The sequence below is a fragment of the Ruminococcus sp. YRD2003 genome (assembly GCA_900109435.1).
GTDB lineage: Bacteria > Bacillota > Clostridia > Oscillospirales > Ruminococcaceae > Ruminococcus > Ruminococcus flavefaciens_G.
In genome coordinates this window covers 55,552-73,632 of the sequence record FNZT01000015.1, presented here as the reverse complement: position 1 = coordinate 73,632, position 18,081 = coordinate 55,552, and the positions used below count along the sequence as shown (strand labels likewise).

Genomic DNA, 18,081 nt, shown 5'->3' with positions numbered 1-18,081 from the left:
TCACCGACTCACACCCACCGTCGGCTCTCTGTAGACATTGGCGATACTCTGCTTGTCTTCCTCACAGCTTATGTTTTGGATTATAACACACAATTCGGAATTTGTCAAGCCCTTTTGAAAAATTTTTTGAAATGCAAAGGTCAGACCTCCACCGCTTGCCATTCTCGGAGAACGTCCTTATCATTCACATTACGAACGAAAACGAACAAGGGCGGAACCAAGTCCGCCCTTGAATTATATCATTTTTTTACCGCAGTAGGGACAGCATCTCGCCACTGCAAATCTGCCGACGAGATAAGAACCACAGTGCGGACACCGCACATATATCAGTTTCATGATGAGACTAACTAATGCCCCAACGAGTACTATTATCGAACTGATTATCACTGTCAGCTTTATCGGTATAATGAGTATCAATCCTAATCCTAAAAGGAAACTGCCCAGCATAACGCCGGCACATATCAAAGCCTTAATGAGCGGTGAATGATTTTTCATAATTATTCTTCCTCGTCATCCTTAGCCTGACGTCCGCTGTTAGCAGGGAGTGACTTCATTGTCGGGAACAGCAGAACGTCCCTGATGGAAGCGCTGTTGGTGAGCAGCATAACAAGTCTGTCAATACCGTAGCCGATACCGCCCGTAGGAGGCATACCGATCTCGAGAGCGCGGAGGAAATCCTCATCGGTGCGGTTAGCTTCTTCGTCGCCCTGAGAGAGAGCCTCTTCCTGAGCCTTGAAGCGCTCGCGCTGGTCGATGGGGTCATTGAGCTCTGAGTACGCATTGCACATCTCGCGTCCCGTAATGAAGAGCTCAAAGCGCTCAACATAGTCGGGAGCATCGGGCTTCTTCTTAGTGAGCGGAGATATCTCGATGGGGTGATCCATGATGAAGGTAGGCTGAATGAGGTGTTCCTCGACAAAAGCCTCGAAGAAGAGGTTGAGGATATCGCCGCGCTTGTGGCGGTCTTCGTACTCGACGCCCTTTTCGTCGGCTATCTTGCGGGCCTCTTCGAGGGTAGTGATGTTATTGAAATCAACACCCGAGAACTTCTTGACAGCGTCTATCATAGTGAGGCGCTCGAAGGGCTTGCCGAGGTCGATCATATACTCGCCGTAGGGCACGCAGGTAGTACCGCACACTTCCTGAGCGACGTGTCTGAACATATTCTCGGTGAGGTCCATCATACCGTAGTAGTCGGTGTAAGCCTGATAGAGCTCCATGAGGGTGAACTCGGGGTTATGTCTGGTGTCGACGCCTTCATTTCGGAAAACTCTGCCTATCTCGTAAACTCTCTCGAGGCCTCCGACGATGAGGCGCTTGAGGTAGAGTTCGAGACTTATGCGGAGCTTTACCTCCTCGTCGAGCGCATTATAATGCGTCTCGAAGGGTCTTGCAGCAGCGCCGCCCGCATTTGAAACGAGCATGGGAGTCTCGACCTCCATAAAGCCCTGACCGTCGAGATAGCGGCGGATAGAAGCGATTATCTTAGAGCGTTTAACGAAGGTATCCTTGACCTCGGGGTTGATGATGAGGTCGAGGTAGCGCTGACGGTAGCGAGTATCGGTGTCCTTGAGGCCGTGCCACTTTTCGGGAAGCGGGAGCAGCGACTTCGAGAGCAGCTCTATCTTCTTTGCATGGATAGAGATCTCGCCCTTTCTCGTGCGGAAAACGAAGCCTTCAACGCCGATGATATCGCCGATATCCCACTTCTTCTTGAACTCCTTGAACAGGTCAGCGCCGATGTCATTGGAGCGCACATACACCTGAATGCGGTCGGAAGCGTCACGAACGTCGATAAAGTTAGCCTTGCCCATATCTCTCCAGCTCATGATACGACCCGCGATGCGGACGGTATTCTCATTGAGCTTTTCGAGCTCGGCAGCCTTTTTCTCCTCATCGTCGCCGCAGGCAGCGAGTATCTGAGCTTCCTCAGCCTCATACTTAGCCTTGAACTCGGCAGCATGACCCGTAACATCATACTTTGTAACGGTGAAGGGGTCGCAGCCGCCCTCACGGAGAGCAGCAAGCTTATCGAGCCTGTCCTTCTTTAAAATATTTATATCCTGCTCTTCCTCAGCGGGAGCAGCATTCTCTATCTGATTTTCGTTCATTGGAAAATTCCTTTCAAAAAAATAAAAATGTAGGGGACGGCGTCCTCGACGTCCCGCGAAAAAAACATCATTATTCCGATGTAGGGGCGAGTTCCGCTCGCCCGTCCTAATGAATGAATTTGCGGGCGCACGGAATGCGCCCCTACCCCAAACGCTTACTTTGATATCTCAACGACCTCGAAGCGAAGCTCACCGACGGGAGCCTCAACGATGAACGTATCGCCGACCTTCTTTTTCATAGCAGCCTTGCCGATAGGCGACTCATCGGATATCATGTGATTTCTCACGTCAACGTGGTTGGTACCGACAATAGTGAAGGTCTCGGTCTTTTTGGTGCCGACCTTTCTGATTTTGATGATAGAGCCCATACCGATCTCGTCAACGGAGATATTGGAGTCCTCGATGACCTCGGCATTGTCGATAGTATGCTGTAATTCGGAAATCTTAGCCTCGAGTATAGCCTGTTCGTTTTTAGCCTCATCGTACTCGGCGTTCTCGGAGAGGTCTCCGTACGAACGAGCGACTTTAAGTCTCTCTGCAACTTCCTTACGTTTATTGATCTTGAGGTCGTCAAGCTCGAGGACGAGCTTGTCGTAGCTTGATCTTGACATCTGCTTACCCATAATGAACAACTCCTTAGATAAAATAAAAAATACTTATATATTATACTATAAAAAACGAGATTTGTCAATACAGACGGAAGTGTTTTTCATTTCCCCGCTCCGCTTGCAATTTCCACAAACTTATGATATAATTAATCATATATTTTATAAAGCGAGGACAAGCTTATGAACAGGATTCTTGACTGGGAGCACTATCTCCGCACAGCCGCAGACGCTGCAGCAGAGGGCATAGTCATGCTCCGCAACGACAACGGAGCCTTGCCGCTGAACAAAGACGAGACAGTCTCCGTATTCGGGCGCATACAGCTCCACTACTACAAGAGCGGCACAGGCTCGGGCGGAATGGTCAACGTTTCTAAGGTGACAGGCATCACCGACGGGCTCATGGAAGCGGGCGTAAAGGTGAACGAGGAGCTTCTCGGCATCTACCGCGAGTGGGACGAGGCAAATCCCATCGACCTCGGGAGCGGCTGGGGCGCCGAGCCGTGGTCGCAGGAGGAAATGCCGCTCAGCGAAGAAGTCGTGGAAAATGCCGCAGCAAAGGGCGAAACGGCGATAGTTATAATCGGACGCACCGCAGGCGAAGAAATGGAATCGCGCGTAGAGGCGGGCTCTTTCCTGCTGACGGACAAGGAAAAGGATATGCTCGCGAAGGTGCGTGCGGCATTCAAAAAGGTCGTAGTTCTGCTGAATGTGGGCGGACTTATAGACCTCGGATACATCGAGAGCACAGCTCCCGACGCTCTGCTGTACGTATGGCAGGGCGGCATGACAGGCGGCACGGGCGCGGCTGACGTACTGACGGGCAGGATAAGCCCCTGCGGCAAGCTCCCCGACACGATAGCCTACAGCGTCGAGGACTACCCCTCGCACGCTTATTTCGGCGACCGCGAGCGCAACTTCTATGCCGAGGACATCTACGTCGGATACCGATATTTCGACACATTCGCCCCTGAAAAGGTACGCTATCCGTTCGGCTTCGGACTTTCGTACACGACCTTTGACGTAGAGGTGCAGACCTGCGAGGTCAGCGGACTGACCGCGAGCATTTACGTAAAAGTGCGGAATACAGGCAAATACTGCGGCAAAGAGGTCGTGATGATGTACCTCAGCCGCCCGCAGGGCGAGCTCGGACAGCCCGTCAAGACACTCTGTGCCTTTGAGAAAACGCGCAATCTCGCTCCGAACGAGGAGCAGACCCTCATTCTGACCGCTGACCTGAGCGACAACGCCTCCTACGACGACAGCGGCGTTACGGGCAACAAGAGCTGCTTTGTGCTCGAAAAGGGCAGATACAGATTCTTCATCGGCGGCTGCAACAGCGAAGATTCGGCAAATATCGAACTTCACGAAACCGCGGTGGTACGCCGCTGCGAGCAGGCACTTGCGCCTGTGGAGGCGTTCGAGCGCTTCCGCCCCCTCCCCGACGGTGACGGCTTCAAGCTCGGTTTCGAGCCCGTACCGCTCAGCGAGGTCGACGAGGACGCCCGCAGGCTCGAACGGCTCCCCGCAGAGCTCGAATATACGGGAGATAAAGGCATTCGTCTTGCCGACGTCTACCGCGGCGAGCACACTATGGACGAGTTCATCGCGCAGCTCAGTGACAGCGAGCTTGCCTGCATAATACGCGGCGAGGGCATGGGAAGTCCACGGGTTACGGCGGGAACGGCGTCCGCATTCGGCGGTGTCACCGACAGGCTCAACGAGCTCGGGATACCCGCGGCGTGCTGCTCGGACGGACCCTCGGGAATGCGTCTCGACTGCGGTACAAAGGCATTCAGCCTGCCAAACGGCACGATGTTAGCCTCCACTTTCAACAAGGAGCTCATCACGGAGCTCTTCCGCTGCATGGGCATGGAAATGAGCGTGAACAAAGTCGACTGCCTGCTCGGTCCGGGAATGAACATCCACCGTCACCCGCTCAACGGGCGTAATTTCGAGTATTTCTCGGAGGACCCGTACCTCACGGGCACCATTGCAGCCGCGGAGCTCCGCGGTATGCGCGAATCGGGAGTAACGGGCACGATAAAGCATTTCTGCGGCAATAATCAGGAGACGAACCGCCACTTCCTCGACTCCGTCGTATCAGAGCGAGCTCTGCGCGAGATATACCTGAAAGGTTTTGAAATAGCCGTAAAACAGGGCGGAGCGACCTCGATAATGACCACCTACGGCAAGTTAAACGGCTTGTGGACGGCAGGAAACTACGACCTCAACACCACCATTCTCCGCAAGGACTGGGGCTTCACGGGCTTCACGATGACCGACTGGTGGGCTAAGATAAACCGCCGCGGCAAAGACCACGACGAAAGCGACTTTGCGGCTATGGCAAAGGCTCAGAACGACGTTTACATGGTCTGCGCGGACGGCGACGAGAACCCCGACAACACCCTTGAGAGCCTTGCCTCGGGAGACCTCACACGCGGCGAATTACAGCGGAATGCCGCCAATATCTGCCGCTTTATCCTCACGACGAATGCCTTCAGGCGCACCATAGGCGAGGGCGATACGGTCACCGTTGAGGGACGCCCCCAAGAGGAGCAGACCTCCGACGAACCCGTAGTATTCTACGACCTGACCGACGGTCTGAGCATCGACTTATCCGCAGTAAAATCGGTAAAAGGGACGAATCACAGCTTTGCGCTCACTGTCCTGGAACCTGGCTGGTACGAAGTCTCGGTGACCGCTTCATCGCAGCAAAGCGAGCTCGCGCAGATACCGCTGACCATTTTCGCGATGGGCACTGCGAGCGGAACTCTCACATGGAACGGCACAGGAGGAGCTCTTGTGACCCATTCCACGCGGATACCGATGTTCTCGCGCTTTACCACTATAAGGCTGTATTTCGCGCAAAACGGGCTCGACCTCATCAGCATAGATTTCAGAAAGGACAAGGAGCTTGCCTCTCTGACCGACATATCCGATAAGGAGGACTGACCGTGAATATCCAGATATTTGGGCAAAAAAAGTGCTTCGACACCAAAAAAGCCGAGCGCTGGTTCAAGGAGCGCGGTATCAGATTTCAGTCCATAGATATGAAAGAAAAAGGTATGAGCCGCGGTGAATTCGACAACGTGAAGCGTGCCGTAAGCGGCGTAGAATCGCTGATAAACGAAGCTGCAAAGGACAAACAGACCCTAACTCTGATGAAGTATCTCTCCGACAGCGACCGCGAGGAAAAGCTCTTCGAGAATCAGCAGCTCATCAGGACCCCTGTGGTCCGCAACGGGAAAATGGCTACAGTAGGCTATTGTCCCGAAATATGGAGCGAGTGGGAGTGAGCTTCGCTCACTATATAGATAAATCATTTATTACTTATTAGCAGAACATTTAATATTAAAATCTTGCTTTTAAAAGGCTGTTTTTTTCAAAAAAAACAACGTTAAAACCTGCAATGTTCCACGTGGAACATCTGTTCTGCAAGAGGTGCATTTGTAAATTGTTATAACTTGATATCGCATTGCATTTAACATTTCCCACATCATTACACATAGAAATGAAAGGAGCAGTTATGAAGATCGCAGTTTTTTCCGATATTCACGGTAACCTGAAAGCTCTGGAGACCGTACTTGAACGGATAAAGGCGCAAAACGCCGACCTTACCGTATTTCTCGGGGATATTTTCCAGCGCGGAAATGAAGAATTCGAGTGCCTCGACCTTTTAAAAAACAGCGATGTCGTTTGTCTGAAGGGAAATTGCGAGCTCTATGCTGCATACGGAGTAGATATCGACCCTGACGTCGAACACCTGAGAGCGTATTATGACGGTATCAGGGCAAAGATCTCCGAGGAGCAATTGCAGTTCATCAGACGGATGCCGCTGTATTACGAGGACGAATTTCTCGGTCATAAATTGCATTTTTCGCATTTTCTCTTTCTTGATGTTGATTCTCCTTACCCTTTCCCTCCGCTGTCAAGCCTGAAGGACGGCTCCTTCCACGAAGCCTGCAAAAGCCAATATATCGCAGGATTCGAGCTTGCTGCCATCGGGCACTCTCATCAGGATTTCGTGAACGGGAACGTTGTCTCGGTTTCAGCCGCAGGCTTGGAGGGGGCTTCTTTCCTCCTCATAAACGTGGACGAGAAGTCCGTGAGCTACGATCGCATAAGCCTTGAATAAAGCGTCGAACTGAAAAAACAGAAGTCTGCGGAGTTCTCACACTTCGCAGGCTTTTTTCGTTTTCTGCTGAAAAAATCGGAAATATCTTCCCGCTCCTATTGCTTTTTTATTAATTATGTGTTATAATTAGTTAATGTCGGTCATTCGACATGAAATTGCTTATTATACGGTTTTTCCGTAATTTTAAGGGTATCACCCGAAAGGAGCTATTATCATGGGACTTAAACAAATCATCAAAAACGCCGCTAATTCCGCTATGAACACAGGTATCGGTCAGGCTATCATGGGCGCAGGAAGCGCTATCCTCGCCGACCAGTGGAAGGAATTCTTCTACTGCGATACTATCCCAAACGACACTTTCGTTGTCAAGGGTCAGAAACAGGTCAAGAAGGGCGTCAATACCAAGGGCAGCGATAACATCATCACCAACGGCAGTGTTATCGTCGTTAATGAGGGTCAGTGCATGATGATCGTCGATCAGGGTCAGCCTGTCGAGATCTGCGCCGTTTCGGGCGAATACGTTTACGATACTTCCACAGAGCCTACCGTCTTCTCGGGCGACCTCCTCGGCAGCCTCAAGGAGACCGTTCAGGTCCTCGCAAGACGTGTGACTTTCGGCGGTGAGACTGCTCACGACCAGCGTATCTACTACTTCAACATCAAGGAAATGACGAACAAGAAGTTCGGTACTCCCCGTCCTGTTCCGTTCAACGTTACTTACCCCAAGCTCGATATGAGCTTTTCTGTAGACCTCCGCTGCTTCGGCCTCTTCTCGCTGAAAGTGGCCAATCCTATGACACTCTACAAGCTCTGCGGAAACGTTAAGGATTCATACAAGTTCTCCGATATCGAGGAACAGCTCAAAGGCGAGGTTTACGCTAAGCTTCAGCCCGCTTTCGCCAAGCTGAGCCAGAATATCCAGTACGACAAGCTCCCAGGCGAGACCGAGGCTATCACAGAGGCTATGAAGTCTCTGCTCAACCCCTTCTGGCTCGAACAGCGCGGTCTTGAGCTCGTTACTCTCGCTATCGAGTCCGTAAGCATCCCCGATGAGGACAAGGAACGTATCAAGAAGTACGAAGACCTCATGTGGGATACAAACGCTACACACGCTGCTTCTACTCTCGTAGGCGCTCAGGCTGAGGCTATGAAGAAGGCGGCAGACAATCCGAACGGCGCTGCTATGGGCTTCTACGGTCTTAATATGGCTCAGCAGGTAGGCGGCATGAACGCTCAGAGCCTCTTTGCTATGGGTGCTCAGAACAATGCCGCAGCCGCTGCTGCCGGTGCTGTCGGTGCTGCTGCTACTGGCGGCGGTGCTACATGGAACTGCGCTTGCGGCAAGGTCGGCAACACAGGCAAGTTCTGCGCTGAGTGCGGCAAGCCTATGCCCGCTCCCGCTCCTGCTGCCGATACTTGGGCTTGTTCTTGCGGTCATACCGGCAATACAGGCAAGTTCTGCGCCGAGTGCGGCAGCCCCAAGCCCGCTGACGCTGAGGGCTGGACCTGCTCGTGCGGTGCTCTGAATAAGGGCAAGTTCTGCGCTGAGTGCGGCAGTCCCAAGCCAGCAGGCGCTCCAAAGTACAAGTGTGACAAGTGCGGATGGGAGCCCGCTGACCCGTTCAACCCGCCCAAGTTCTGCGGCGAGTGCGGCGACCCCTTCAATGACGACGATATCGTAAAGTAAACGTATTGCCGTCGGAGGTAATAATATGTCTTACGCTAACGAATATAAATGCCCTTGCTGTGGCGCTAAACTCGAGTTCAACAGCACCGCGCAGAGAATGAAATGCCCGTACTGCGACACCGAATTCGACGTCGAGACAGTACAGGACTACAACGAGCAGCTTAATGAATCCATGGGCGACGATATGTCGTGGGAGAACGAGGCAGGCGGTGAATGGGAAGAGGGCGAGACAAGCAATATGCGCGTCTACTCCTGCAAATCCTGCGGCGGTCAGATAATCGCCGAGGAGACTACAGGCGCCTCATTCTGCCCCTACTGCAATAACCCCGTCATAATGGCGGGTACCTTCTCGGGCGACCTGCGCCCCGACCTCATCATCCCCTTCAAGCTCAATAAGGACGCCGCTAAGGCTGCCTATGAGAAGTACGTTTCGGGAAAATCACTGCTCCCCAAAGTCTTTAAAGACCAGAACCACATCGACGAGATAAAGGGACTTTATGTCCCCGTGTGGCTCTTCGGTGCGGAGGCTGACGCAAGTATGTGCTTCCGCGCAGAAAAGAAAAAGTCGTGGACCGACGCTAACTACCGCTATGTGGAAACTTCCTATTATCAGGCTGTCCGCAAGGGTAAGATCGCTTTCGAGCACGTGCCCGTCGACGGTTCGCAGAAAATGCCCGACGACCTCATGGAGTCTATCGAGCCGTTCGATTTTACTCAGGCTGTCGACTTCAAAACGGCTTACCTGTCAGGCTATCTCGCCGACAAGTACGACGTTTCATCCGCTGAGAGCGTCGAGCGCGCCAATACCCGCATAAAAAAGAGCACCGAGGCTGCTTTCGCTGCTACTGTAAGAGGCTATGACTCCGTACACTGCGAGAGCTCAGCTGTAAAGCTCAAGGGCGGCAAGGCGCAGTATGCCCTCTACCCTGTGTGGATACTCAACACCACCTGGAATAACAACAAGTACACCTTTGCTATGAACGGTCAGACGGGAAAGCTCGTGGGCAATCTTCCCGCAGATGTCGGCAAGGCGGCAGGTATGTTCCTCGGTATCACTGGCGGAATCGGTGTGCTCGGTTCGATACTCTGGTTCCTGCTCCACATTCTGACAGGAGGTTGATGATATGGGTGGTATTCTTTTAAGCTTCGCTATCGGTCTCATTATCGCTTGTATCGTCGTTCTGCCTAAGCTCTCAGAACTGAAAACTGTTCATATGAAGAACAGCGCGTCCGACTATACGGTCAAGGACAGTATGAGATTCACGGAGAATCGCGATACCTTCCTAAGTACGAAGGTTGAGAAAACTCCGCGCAATACGCAGACTTCTTCTCAGCGATAAAAACTCGGATCACCAAAGCCCTCTGTTTTATGCAGAGGGCTTGCTATTTCCGCAATTATATGTTATACTTATTTGTATCACTATTACATACATGAAAGGACAACAATATGATATTTGAATTCCTCAAATCCGTTATCCTCGGCATTGTCGAGGGTATAACCGAGTGGCTGCCCGTCAGCAGTACGGGGCACCTCATTCTCGTTGACGAGTTCCTGAACCTCCACGTCAGCGATGACATTGAAGCCAACAAAGCCTTTATCAAGATGTTCGACGTCGTTATCCAGCTCGGAGCGATCATGGCGGTAGTCATCATCTTCTGGAAGAAGCTCTTCCCCTTTGGTAAGGAGAACAACCCTCATCCGTGGAAAAAAGAAGGCTTCGGCGCTTACGTCAAGGCTGATACAATGCAGATGTGGTTCAAGGTCGTGGTGGCGTGTATCCCCGCCGCAGTGATCGGTCTGCTTGTTGACGACTGGATAGAAAAACATTTCTATAAACCGTGGGTCGTGGCGCTCGCTCTCATTACCTTCGGTGTGGCTTTCATCGTGGTCGAGAACTGGAACAAGGAACGCAAGCCTAAGATAAACTCCATTGCCGAGCTCACGTATCAGTCGGCACTAATAATCGGCGGTTTTCAGCTCCTCGCCGCGCTCTTCCCAGGTACTTCGCGTTCGGGTGCAACTATTGTCGGCGCCCTCCTTATCGGTATCTCGCGTACAGTCGCTGCTGAGTTCACTTTCTACCTCGCTGTGCCTGTTATGTTCGGCGCAAGTCTGCTGAAAATAGTCAAGTACGTCCTCAAGGACGGCGGCACTTTCTCGGGCGCGGAGCTCGGAATACTCCTCGTGGGTATGATAGTCGCGTTCGCTGTGTCGATCTTCGTCATCAAGTTCCTCATGGACTACATCAAAAAACACGATTTCAAGGTGTTCGGCTGGTACAGAATAGTCCTCGGCATACTTGTGCTGCTCTACTTCGGTATCAAAACCGCTGTCGCTTAAACCAAAAGCCCTGAAGAAGCTTTGCTCCTTCAGGGCTTTTCTTTTTATCGGCTCGCGGGGATTCGTCTCGCTGCCGCATCAGCTCGCATCATTCCTCTTCGGTCTTTGTTACCGCGATGCCGAGCACGTCGAGGCTCGCCTTGTCGACTGTGGACGGGCACTCGCTCATAAGCTCGCTCGCGTTCTGTACCTTCGGGAAGGCTGTTACGTCACGGAGGCTGTCTGCTCCGCACATTATCATCGCAAGGCGGTCGAGTCCGATGCCCATTCCGCCGTGAGGAGGCGCTGCATAGCGGTATGCGTCAACAAGGAAGCCGAACTTCGCGTCTATTTCTTCATCGGTCATGCCGAGCGCCTCGAACATCCTCTGCTGGAGCTCATAGTCTGTGATACGCATAGAGCCGCTGGAGAGCTCGGTGCCGTTGAGAACGAGGTCCCACGCCTTGGCACGTACATTTGCGGGGTCTGTGTCGAGATAGTCGAGGCATTCCTCCATGGGCATTGTGAAGGGGTGGTGAGCCGCTACCCATGTGCCGCTCTCGTCGTCATACTCAAAGAAGGGCATTTCCGTTATCCAGAGGAAGTTGTACTTGTCCTCGGGGATGACTTCGAGGCGCTTTCCGCAGATGAGGCGGATAGCTCCGAGGGTGGAGAGGACCGTCTTGGTCTTGTCGGCGCAGATGAGCACGAGGTCGCCCTCATGTGCATCTACTGCGGCGCATATCTTTTCAAGGTCGCCGTCTGCAAGGAACTTCTTGAACGAGCAGTTGGGCTCGTCTGCCCAGCGTATGTAGGCAAGTCCCTTTGCTCCGATACCCTTGGCGTGCTCGACGAGCTTGTCTATCTCCTTGCGAGTGTAGGTCGCGGCGCCGTTCTTAACGTTGATGGCGCGGACGCTTCCGCCCTCTTCTATTGCGTTTTTGAATACCACAAAGTCAATGTCCTTGACCGTGTCGGTGATGTCCTGTATCTCAAAGCCGAAGCGTGTGTCGGGCTTGTCCGAGCCGTAGCGGTTCATCGCGTCGGCAAATGTCAGTCTCTGTAGCGGGAGCTGCACGTCTACGCCCTTTATCTCCTTGAACACGCGCTGAATGAAGCCTTCAACGCACTCCTGTATGTCCTCGGCGTCTACGAACGACATCTCGAGGTCTATCTGGGTGAACTCGGGCTGGCGGTCTGCACGGAGGTCCTCGTCGCGGAAGCAGCGTGCAAGCTGGATATAGCGGTCATAGCCCGCTATCATAAGGAGCTGCTTGTATATCTGCGGAGACTGCGGCAGTGCGTAGAACTTGCCCTGATGTACTCGTGAGGGGATGAGGTAGTCGCGCGCGCCCTCGGGTGTGGACTTCATCATCATCGGTGTCTCTATCTCGAGGAAGCCGTTCTCGTAGAAGTATTCGCGCGTTACCTTTGCTATCTCGTGACGCATGATGATGTTCTGCTGGAGCGGTGCGCGGCGGAGGTCGAGGTAACGGTATTTGAGGCGGAGCTCTTCGTTGACCTTTGTCTCGTTGGTTATCTCAAACGGTGTAGTTTCTGCCTTTGAGAGTATGCGCAGGTCGCTTACGAATATCTCGACGTTGCCTGTTTTGAGCTTGTCGTTCTTGCTCTCGCGCTCAATGACCTCGCCCTTTGCCATAAGCACGTACTCGCTGCGGCAGGATGCTGCCTTTTCAAATACGGCGGGGTCGGACTTGTCGTTGAACATAAGCTGTACAACGCCTGTCCTGTCGCGAAGGACGATGAATATTACGCCGCCCTTGTCCCTTATCCTATCTACGAAGCCGCCTACTACGACTTCTTTGCCTGTCTCGGTGACCTCACCGCAATAATGCGTCCTTTTGAGTCCCTTCATACTGTCCATTTATTTATCCTCCCCTGTAAATGCGAAGAGCGAGCCGTTTCCGCCTGTCTCCTCGTCCATAAAATCAAGCATTTTATTGAAGTATACCTCTTCAAACGAAGCTGCGAACTTGTCGCCGAGGTATATCGTTACTTCCTCGCCCTTTTCCATTTCCTTGAGCTTTGCCTTGCCCTCTTCGAGCTCGTTGTCTCCGAGGACTATCGTGAATGCCGCTCCTATCTTGTTCGCGTACTTCATCTGCGCTTTCAAGCCGCGTCCCATAAGGTCGTATTCGGCAAAATATCCGTATTCGCGGAGCGCCCGCGAGAGCTCCATTGCCTTTTCAAGAGCCGCGTCACCCATCGTTGCAAAGTAGATGTCGCACTTCTTCGGCGCGAGATAGTCGCAGCCCTGTTTGTCCATGACAAGCAGCAGACGCTCAATGCCCATACCGAAACCGAGGGCGGGAGTGTGCTGTCCGCCGAGCTGCTCGATGAGCCCGTCGTAACGTCCGCCGCCGCAAACTGTTCCCTGAGCGCCTATCTCCGTCGTGATGAACTCGAAAACTGTCTTGGTGTAGTAGTCAAGTCCGCGTACTATCTTGGGGTCGACAGTGTAAGCTATGCCCGCATTGTCAAGGTATTTCTTCAGCTTTGTGAAGTGTTCGCTGCACTCATCGCAGAGATAATCGAGGATGACGGGTGCGTCCTTGGCTATCTCACGGTCTTCGGGGCTCTTGCAGTCGAGAAGGCGCATAGGATTCTTGACGAGGCGCTCCTTGCAGGTGTCGCAGAGCTCGTCCTTGCGCGGCTCGAAGTATGCCCTCAGCGCGTCGTGATATTTCGCGCGGCAGGTCGGGCAGCCGATGGAGTTGATGTGGAGCTCGATGTTCTTGAGCCCGAGGCGGTCGAGTATGTTCTTGGCAAGGCTGATGACCTCGGCGTCCGCTGACGGTGCGGGACTTCCTGCCATTTCAAGTCCGAACTGGTGGAACTCGCGCAGTCTTCCCGCCTGCGGTCTCTCATGGCGGAAGCAGGAGATGATGTAGAATATCCTCTGCGGCAGTGCCTCGTTGAGCATTCCGTTCTGGAGCATTGCGCGGATAGCGCCTGCCGTGCCCTCGGGACGGAGCGTGAACTCGGTCTCCTTTGCTTTTACTGTGTACATCTCCTTCTGTACGACATCTGTCGTCTCGCCGACCGAGCGCAGGAAGAGGTCGGTGTTCTCGAAGGTGGGGAAGCGCAGCTCGCCGAAGCCGTAGCTCTCCGCGGTCTCGCGCGCTATCTTCTCAACGGTATACCACTTGTGTATGTCCTTCGGGAGGACGTCCTCTGTACCGTTGGGGCGCTTGATGTTATTTGCCATAGTTTTCAGCCTTTCAAATCAGATTTTATACATTTGGGCGATTTGCCCTAACATGAAAATTGTCCCTGAACAGGGACAATTAAGCGATACCGTGTACCAGACACGGTACCGCATACGGTTTATATTCCCGGACTGCCGACCTCTCGCCAGTCAAGGTCGCCTCTTTCAAGTGCAAGGATGAGCGCCTCGGCTGTTGCTATATTGGTGGCTACGGGGACGTTATGCACGTCACACAGCCTCAGCAGGTTCATATCGTTCACGTCTGTGGATTTGGGGTTGATGGGGTCTCTGAAGAAGAGGAGCACATCGACCTCGTTGCAGGACAGCAGTGCGAGGATCTGCTCGGCACCGCCTCTTCCGCTGAGATAGCGCTTTATGGGAAGTCCCGTTGCTTCGCTGACCTGCTTTCCTGTTGTGTTGGTAGCAATAAGTGTATGCTTGGACAGTATTCCGCAGTAGGCACTGCAAAACTGTACCATTAGTTCCTTTTTAGCGTCATGAGCAATGATCGCGATCTTCATTTTTCTGTCCTTTCCCCTCCGAGCGGAAGTGCTTTTTTTATTTATGCTGTCTTTACCGTGAGCGGCACGAATTCTCCGCCGAGCCGCTTGGATATTGCGTCAAATGCTTTAAGTGCCGACGAATCTGTCGGGATAGGATTGCCCTTGCCTGTTGCGACTGTCATGGTGAAGTCGTCGGGAATAACGCCGATGAGCTGTACGCCCACCTTGTCGATTATCTCGTCGAGGTTAGATACAAGCGCCTCGCCGATGACTTTCTTGCTTATCTTGTTGATTATCAGACGCTGGCTCTTGTTGCCGCGGTTGTAGAACTCGTCTGACATGAGGCTCGCGTCTCTGATGCACACGGGGTCGGGCGTTGAGATTACAAGTATGAGGTTCGCCTGCTCAACGATATCGAAGACGTGTGAATTGATGCCTGCGCCTGTGTCGATGATGATATATTCAAAATATTTCTTTACAGAGCGGCATATCTCAACTATCTGCTTCGCATTTACGGACGTGAGAGTCTTGGGCGCGCAGAGAAGGCTGAGGTTGTTTGCCATAGGAACTGTCTGTACCGCGTCGAGAGCAGTCTTTCTGCCTGCAAGGACGTCACCGAGGTCGTACTTTATCTCGTTCTCTACTCCGAACATGATGTCGAGACATCTCAGACCGAAGTCAAGCTCGATAAGAAGCGTGCGGTGCCCCTGCTTTGCGAGAGTGTAGCCAAGTCCGGCACATACCGATGACTTTCCTGTGCCGCCTTTTCCTGATGTAACTGCAATTATCTTTGACATAGTGATTGTTCCTTTCCGATATCCGATTCCTTGAACAGCAGATCGGAATCTGCAATTATCATAATAATGATCCTAATGTACATTATATCACAAAATGGAGTTTTTGTCAAAGGGCTTTTTTGTACATAACAGAAAATTGTGCATTTCACCGCTTTTGGCTGCTTCATATTGTGCACATCTTACAAATCACCGTTCGGCATACGCTTATACAGCACTCAGCAGTGCGCAAAATGAGCGTGACATGGATCATCTCTGATAATTATTTTACTACTGTAATACCTTTTTGTCAAGCAAATTATTGCGCTTTACTGCGGTGTGTATGTCAGATAGTGCGAGAGTTAAATATTTTTCCGTTTTCATCGAAATGACGAAAATCTGCCTCACCCTTTGAACAAAATGTAAATGTTTGCCGTTCCTTATTGCAATATTGCTTTGTGCTGTGATATAATGTTATATATAATGTTATCCGTCACTCGGACGGTCTAACGTCTTTTTCCGAAATGGGGAGTTTATATGGAATACTATATCTTGTTTGAGGAGTATCTCAAGAATCTTAGCAAGCTCGCTGTGCCCGACCCTATGGCTATCCGCTCGTATATCACAGGGCTATGCAAAATACTGCGCATCTCGAAGGTCGTTGTCTTTTTCTATGACTCGCTCAAGGACGAGGCTACGGGCAAAGGACGCTCGACCTGTGTTTTCAATACGGGTGAGGAATGCGTCGTCGCCATCTCCGACAGGCTCGTTACCGAGATAAACAGCGTCGCTGTCTGTGAGGTGTCTATCGCCAAGGACGCAGAGCCGTGGAGCTACACCGAACGTGAACGCATCACGCTCGCTCTCAAAACTACCATGACCTTTATCAGCCGCCTCAGACTGAAGCACGTTACCGACAAACTCACTTTCTACGACCCCGACGGCTTCCATAATCTCAGGTACTTTATCGGTCACATGGAAAAGCTCGCTCTGGAGGACAGACTCGTCGGCAAGGTCGCTCTGCACTTCAATCTCAAGCACTTCTCGCTCGTCAATCAGCAGGTCGGCAGAAACGCCGGCTCCATCGCTATGAAGGGCTACTACAATACACTCAACGATGACCTCGACGACGAGAGTACCGTTTGCAGATGCGGCGGCGATAACTTCATCATGATATGCAGCCGTTCCGAGCTTGACCGCGTGCTGCGCTACCTCTCGGGCGCTGCTGTTATCTATGACAGGGACACGGGCGACAGAGTTATGGTGTCTGCCTGCACCGGCGTCTTTATTATCCCCGAGGGCTTCGAGCTAAACTCGCCCGGCGATATCATCGATAAGGTCATTTCCGCGTCGCAGTCTGCGCGTCAGCCGCAAAATGACGACGTTGTTTACTTCAACGAAGTCATGGTCGCAAATAAGGAAAGGATCGTCCATTTACAGCAGCTTTTCCCTTATGCGATACAAAATGAGGAATTCCTCGTGTACTATCAGCCGAAGGTGGATATCGATACAGGCGAGATTTCGGGCGCAGAGGCTCTCTGCCGCTGGCTGCGCGACGGCTGTATCGTCCCGCCTGCCGATTTCATACCCATTTTCGAGCAGAACAGCGACGTATGCAAGCTCGACTTCTATATGCTGGAGCACGTTTGCCGCGATATCAGACGCTGGCTCGACGAGGGAAGGCACGTTGTGCCCGTTTCCGTCAACTTCTCACGAAAGCATATGGCTGACGTTGACTTGCAGGAACAAATTGTCGAGATCATAGACAAGTACAGGATCCCTCATAGTTTCATTGAGGTCGAACTCACCGAGACCTATACCGACGTCGAGTTCCGCGACCTCAAGAAGCTCGTGAGCGGTTTGCAGTGGGAGGGCATCGGCACTTCCGTCGATGACTTCGGCGTCGGCTATTCGTCACTGAAGCTCCTCACCGACATACCGTGGGATGTGCTCAAGGTCGACAAAAGTTTCCTCCCCGTGGACGAGGACAACGACAAGAGCTGCCGCGCCGTTCTGTTCACTCATGTCGTATCTATGGCGCAGAAGCTCGGTATGGAATGTATCGCCGAGGGCGTCGAGACAGTTCATCAGGTGCAGATCCTGCGCGAGAATAATTGCAGGTATGCTCAGGGATTCCTGTTCGATAAGCCCCTGCCAGTCGAAAAGTTCGAGTACAAGCTCTCGGAACGTCACTACAGTTTATAATGTAATTGGCAGATGTCTTTCATCTGCCATTTTCCAAAGGAGTAACTCATGCATATAGAACAAGTAACCGATATCGCCGAAAAACAGCGGATCGCACGCGTTATACTCGAAGGGCTCAAAGAGTGGTTCGAGGTGGATGAGAGCCGTGAAAAATACATCAATGACTGCCCCAGTCAGCCGTTCTTCGCCGCTTTCGCAGACGGTGCCCCCGCGGGTTTCCTTTGCCTCAAAGAAACAGGCAGGGATACCGTTGAGCTCGCTGTGATGGGCGTGAAAAAAGAGCTCCACCGCTGCGGCGCGGGCAGGGAGCTCTTTGATGCCGCACGAAGCTTCGCTGCACAAAACGGCTACAGCTTCATGCAGGTAAAGACCGTTAAAATGGGTATGTATGAAGACTACGACAGGACAAACAGATTCTATCTCAGCCTCGGCTTCAAGGAGCTTGAGGTGCTCCCGCTCTGGGACGAGGCTAATCCATGTCAGGTCTACGTTATGTATATCGGCTGAATG

Annotated in this window: 16 protein-coding genes and 1 other annotated feature (1 of these 17 only partly in view); of the genes, 9 read left to right on the top strand and 7 right to left on the bottom strand. The window is 52.3% G+C overall.

All coding sequences use genetic code 11. The annotated features are described in order from the left end of the window. Positions 1–74 (bottom strand) — a binding site (T-box leader); it reaches 172 nt to the left of the window's first position. A gap of 160 nt (positions 75–234) precedes the next feature. From BMX22_RS12945 to greA, 3 genes are all read right to left on the bottom strand, one after another. After that, positions 235–495 (bottom strand): hypothetical protein, encoded by a 261-nt coding sequence (locus BMX22_RS12945; protein ID WP_074742844.1) that lies wholly within the window; start codon positions 493–495, stop codon positions 235–237. Positions 496–497: 2 nt separating this feature from the next. After that, entirely contained in the window at positions 498–2,111 is a 1,614-nt protein-coding gene (gene lysS / locus BMX22_RS12940; RefSeq protein ID WP_074742843.1) for a lysine--tRNA ligase, read from the bottom strand. A 155-nt stretch (positions 2,112–2,266) separates the two neighbouring features. After that, entirely contained in the window at positions 2,267–2,734 is a 468-nt protein-coding gene (gene greA, locus BMX22_RS12935; RefSeq protein WP_074742842.1) for a transcription elongation factor GreA, read from the bottom strand. 165 nt (positions 2,735–2,899) lie between these two features. Here greA and BMX22_RS12930 point away from each other — a divergent pair, with 165 nt between their 5' ends. From BMX22_RS12930 to BMX22_RS12900, 7 genes are all read left to right on the top strand, one after another. Then, entirely contained in the window at positions 2,900–5,671 is a 2,772-nt protein-coding gene (locus tag BMX22_RS12930; RefSeq protein WP_074742841.1) for a glycoside hydrolase family 3 protein, read from the top strand. Positions 5,672–5,673: 2 nt separating this feature from the next. After that, positions 5,674–6,015, top strand: a complete 342-nt coding sequence (locus BMX22_RS12925) for an arsenate reductase family protein (RefSeq protein ID WP_074742840.1) — start codon at positions 5,674–5,676, stop codon at positions 6,013–6,015. Positions 6,016–6,245: 230 nt separating this feature from the next. Next, positions 6,246–6,854, top strand: a complete 609-nt coding sequence (locus BMX22_RS12920; protein WP_074742839.1) for a metallophosphoesterase family protein — start codon at positions 6,246–6,248, stop codon at positions 6,852–6,854. 214 nt (positions 6,855–7,068) lie between these two features. Next, the gene (locus BMX22_RS12915) at positions 7,069–8,541 is read left to right on the top strand and encodes an SPFH domain-containing protein (protein WP_318259744.1); all 1,473 of its coding nucleotides are present in this window, start codon (positions 7,069–7,071) and stop codon (positions 8,539–8,541) included. 25 nt (positions 8,542–8,566) lie between these two features. Continuing rightward, positions 8,567–9,661: a hypothetical protein gene (locus BMX22_RS12910; protein WP_074742838.1), complete on the top strand. Its 1,095-nt coding sequence runs from the start codon at positions 8,567–8,569 to the stop codon at positions 9,659–9,661. A gap of 4 nt (positions 9,662–9,665) precedes the next feature. Beyond that, positions 9,666–9,881: a hypothetical protein gene (locus BMX22_RS12905; protein WP_074742837.1), complete on the top strand. Its 216-nt coding sequence runs from the start codon at positions 9,666–9,668 to the stop codon at positions 9,879–9,881. Between the two features lie 107 nt (positions 9,882–9,988). Further along, positions 9,989–10,882, top strand: a complete 894-nt coding sequence (locus tag BMX22_RS12900) for an undecaprenyl-diphosphate phosphatase (RefSeq protein ID WP_074742836.1) — start codon at positions 9,989–9,991, stop codon at positions 10,880–10,882. Between the two features lie 88 nt (positions 10,883–10,970). Here the strand turns inward: BMX22_RS12900 and aspS are convergent, their stop codons facing one another. The 4 genes from aspS to BMX22_RS12880 form a co-directional block, all read right to left on the bottom strand. Beyond that, complete coding sequence (aspS, locus tag BMX22_RS12895; RefSeq protein WP_074742857.1) at positions 10,971–12,737, bottom strand: aspartate--tRNA ligase; 1,767 nt, start codon at positions 12,735–12,737, stop codon at positions 10,971–10,973. 9 nt (positions 12,738–12,746) lie between these two features. Continuing rightward, complete coding sequence (hisS, locus tag BMX22_RS12890) at positions 12,747–14,090, bottom strand: histidine--tRNA ligase (RefSeq protein WP_074742835.1); 1,344 nt, start codon at positions 14,088–14,090, stop codon at positions 12,747–12,749. Positions 14,091–14,209: 119 nt separating this feature from the next. Then, positions 14,210–14,611, bottom strand: a complete 402-nt coding sequence (locus BMX22_RS12885; RefSeq protein WP_031560211.1) for a methylglyoxal synthase — start codon at positions 14,609–14,611, stop codon at positions 14,210–14,212. 41 nt (positions 14,612–14,652) lie between these two features. After that, positions 14,653–15,390, bottom strand: coding sequence for an AAA family ATPase (locus tag BMX22_RS12880; RefSeq protein WP_074742834.1), 738 nt, complete (start codon positions 15,388–15,390; stop codon positions 14,653–14,655). A 513-nt stretch (positions 15,391–15,903) separates the two neighbouring features. On the opposite strand from BMX22_RS12880, the gene BMX22_RS12875 reads away from it, so the two are divergent. Both BMX22_RS12875 and BMX22_RS12870 read left to right on the top strand, forming a co-directional pair. Further along, positions 15,904–17,571 carry a GGDEF domain-containing phosphodiesterase gene (locus tag BMX22_RS12875; protein ID WP_074742833.1) on the top strand — a complete coding sequence of 556 codons (1,668 nt, stop codon included), beginning with the start codon at positions 15,904–15,906 and terminating at the stop codon, positions 17,569–17,571. A gap of 48 nt (positions 17,572–17,619) precedes the next feature. Continuing rightward, on the top strand, positions 17,620–18,078 hold the full coding sequence (locus BMX22_RS12870; protein ID WP_074742832.1) for a GNAT family N-acetyltransferase: 459 nt from the start codon (positions 17,620–17,622) through the stop codon (positions 18,076–18,078). Positions 18,079–18,081: the final 3 nt, after the last annotated feature.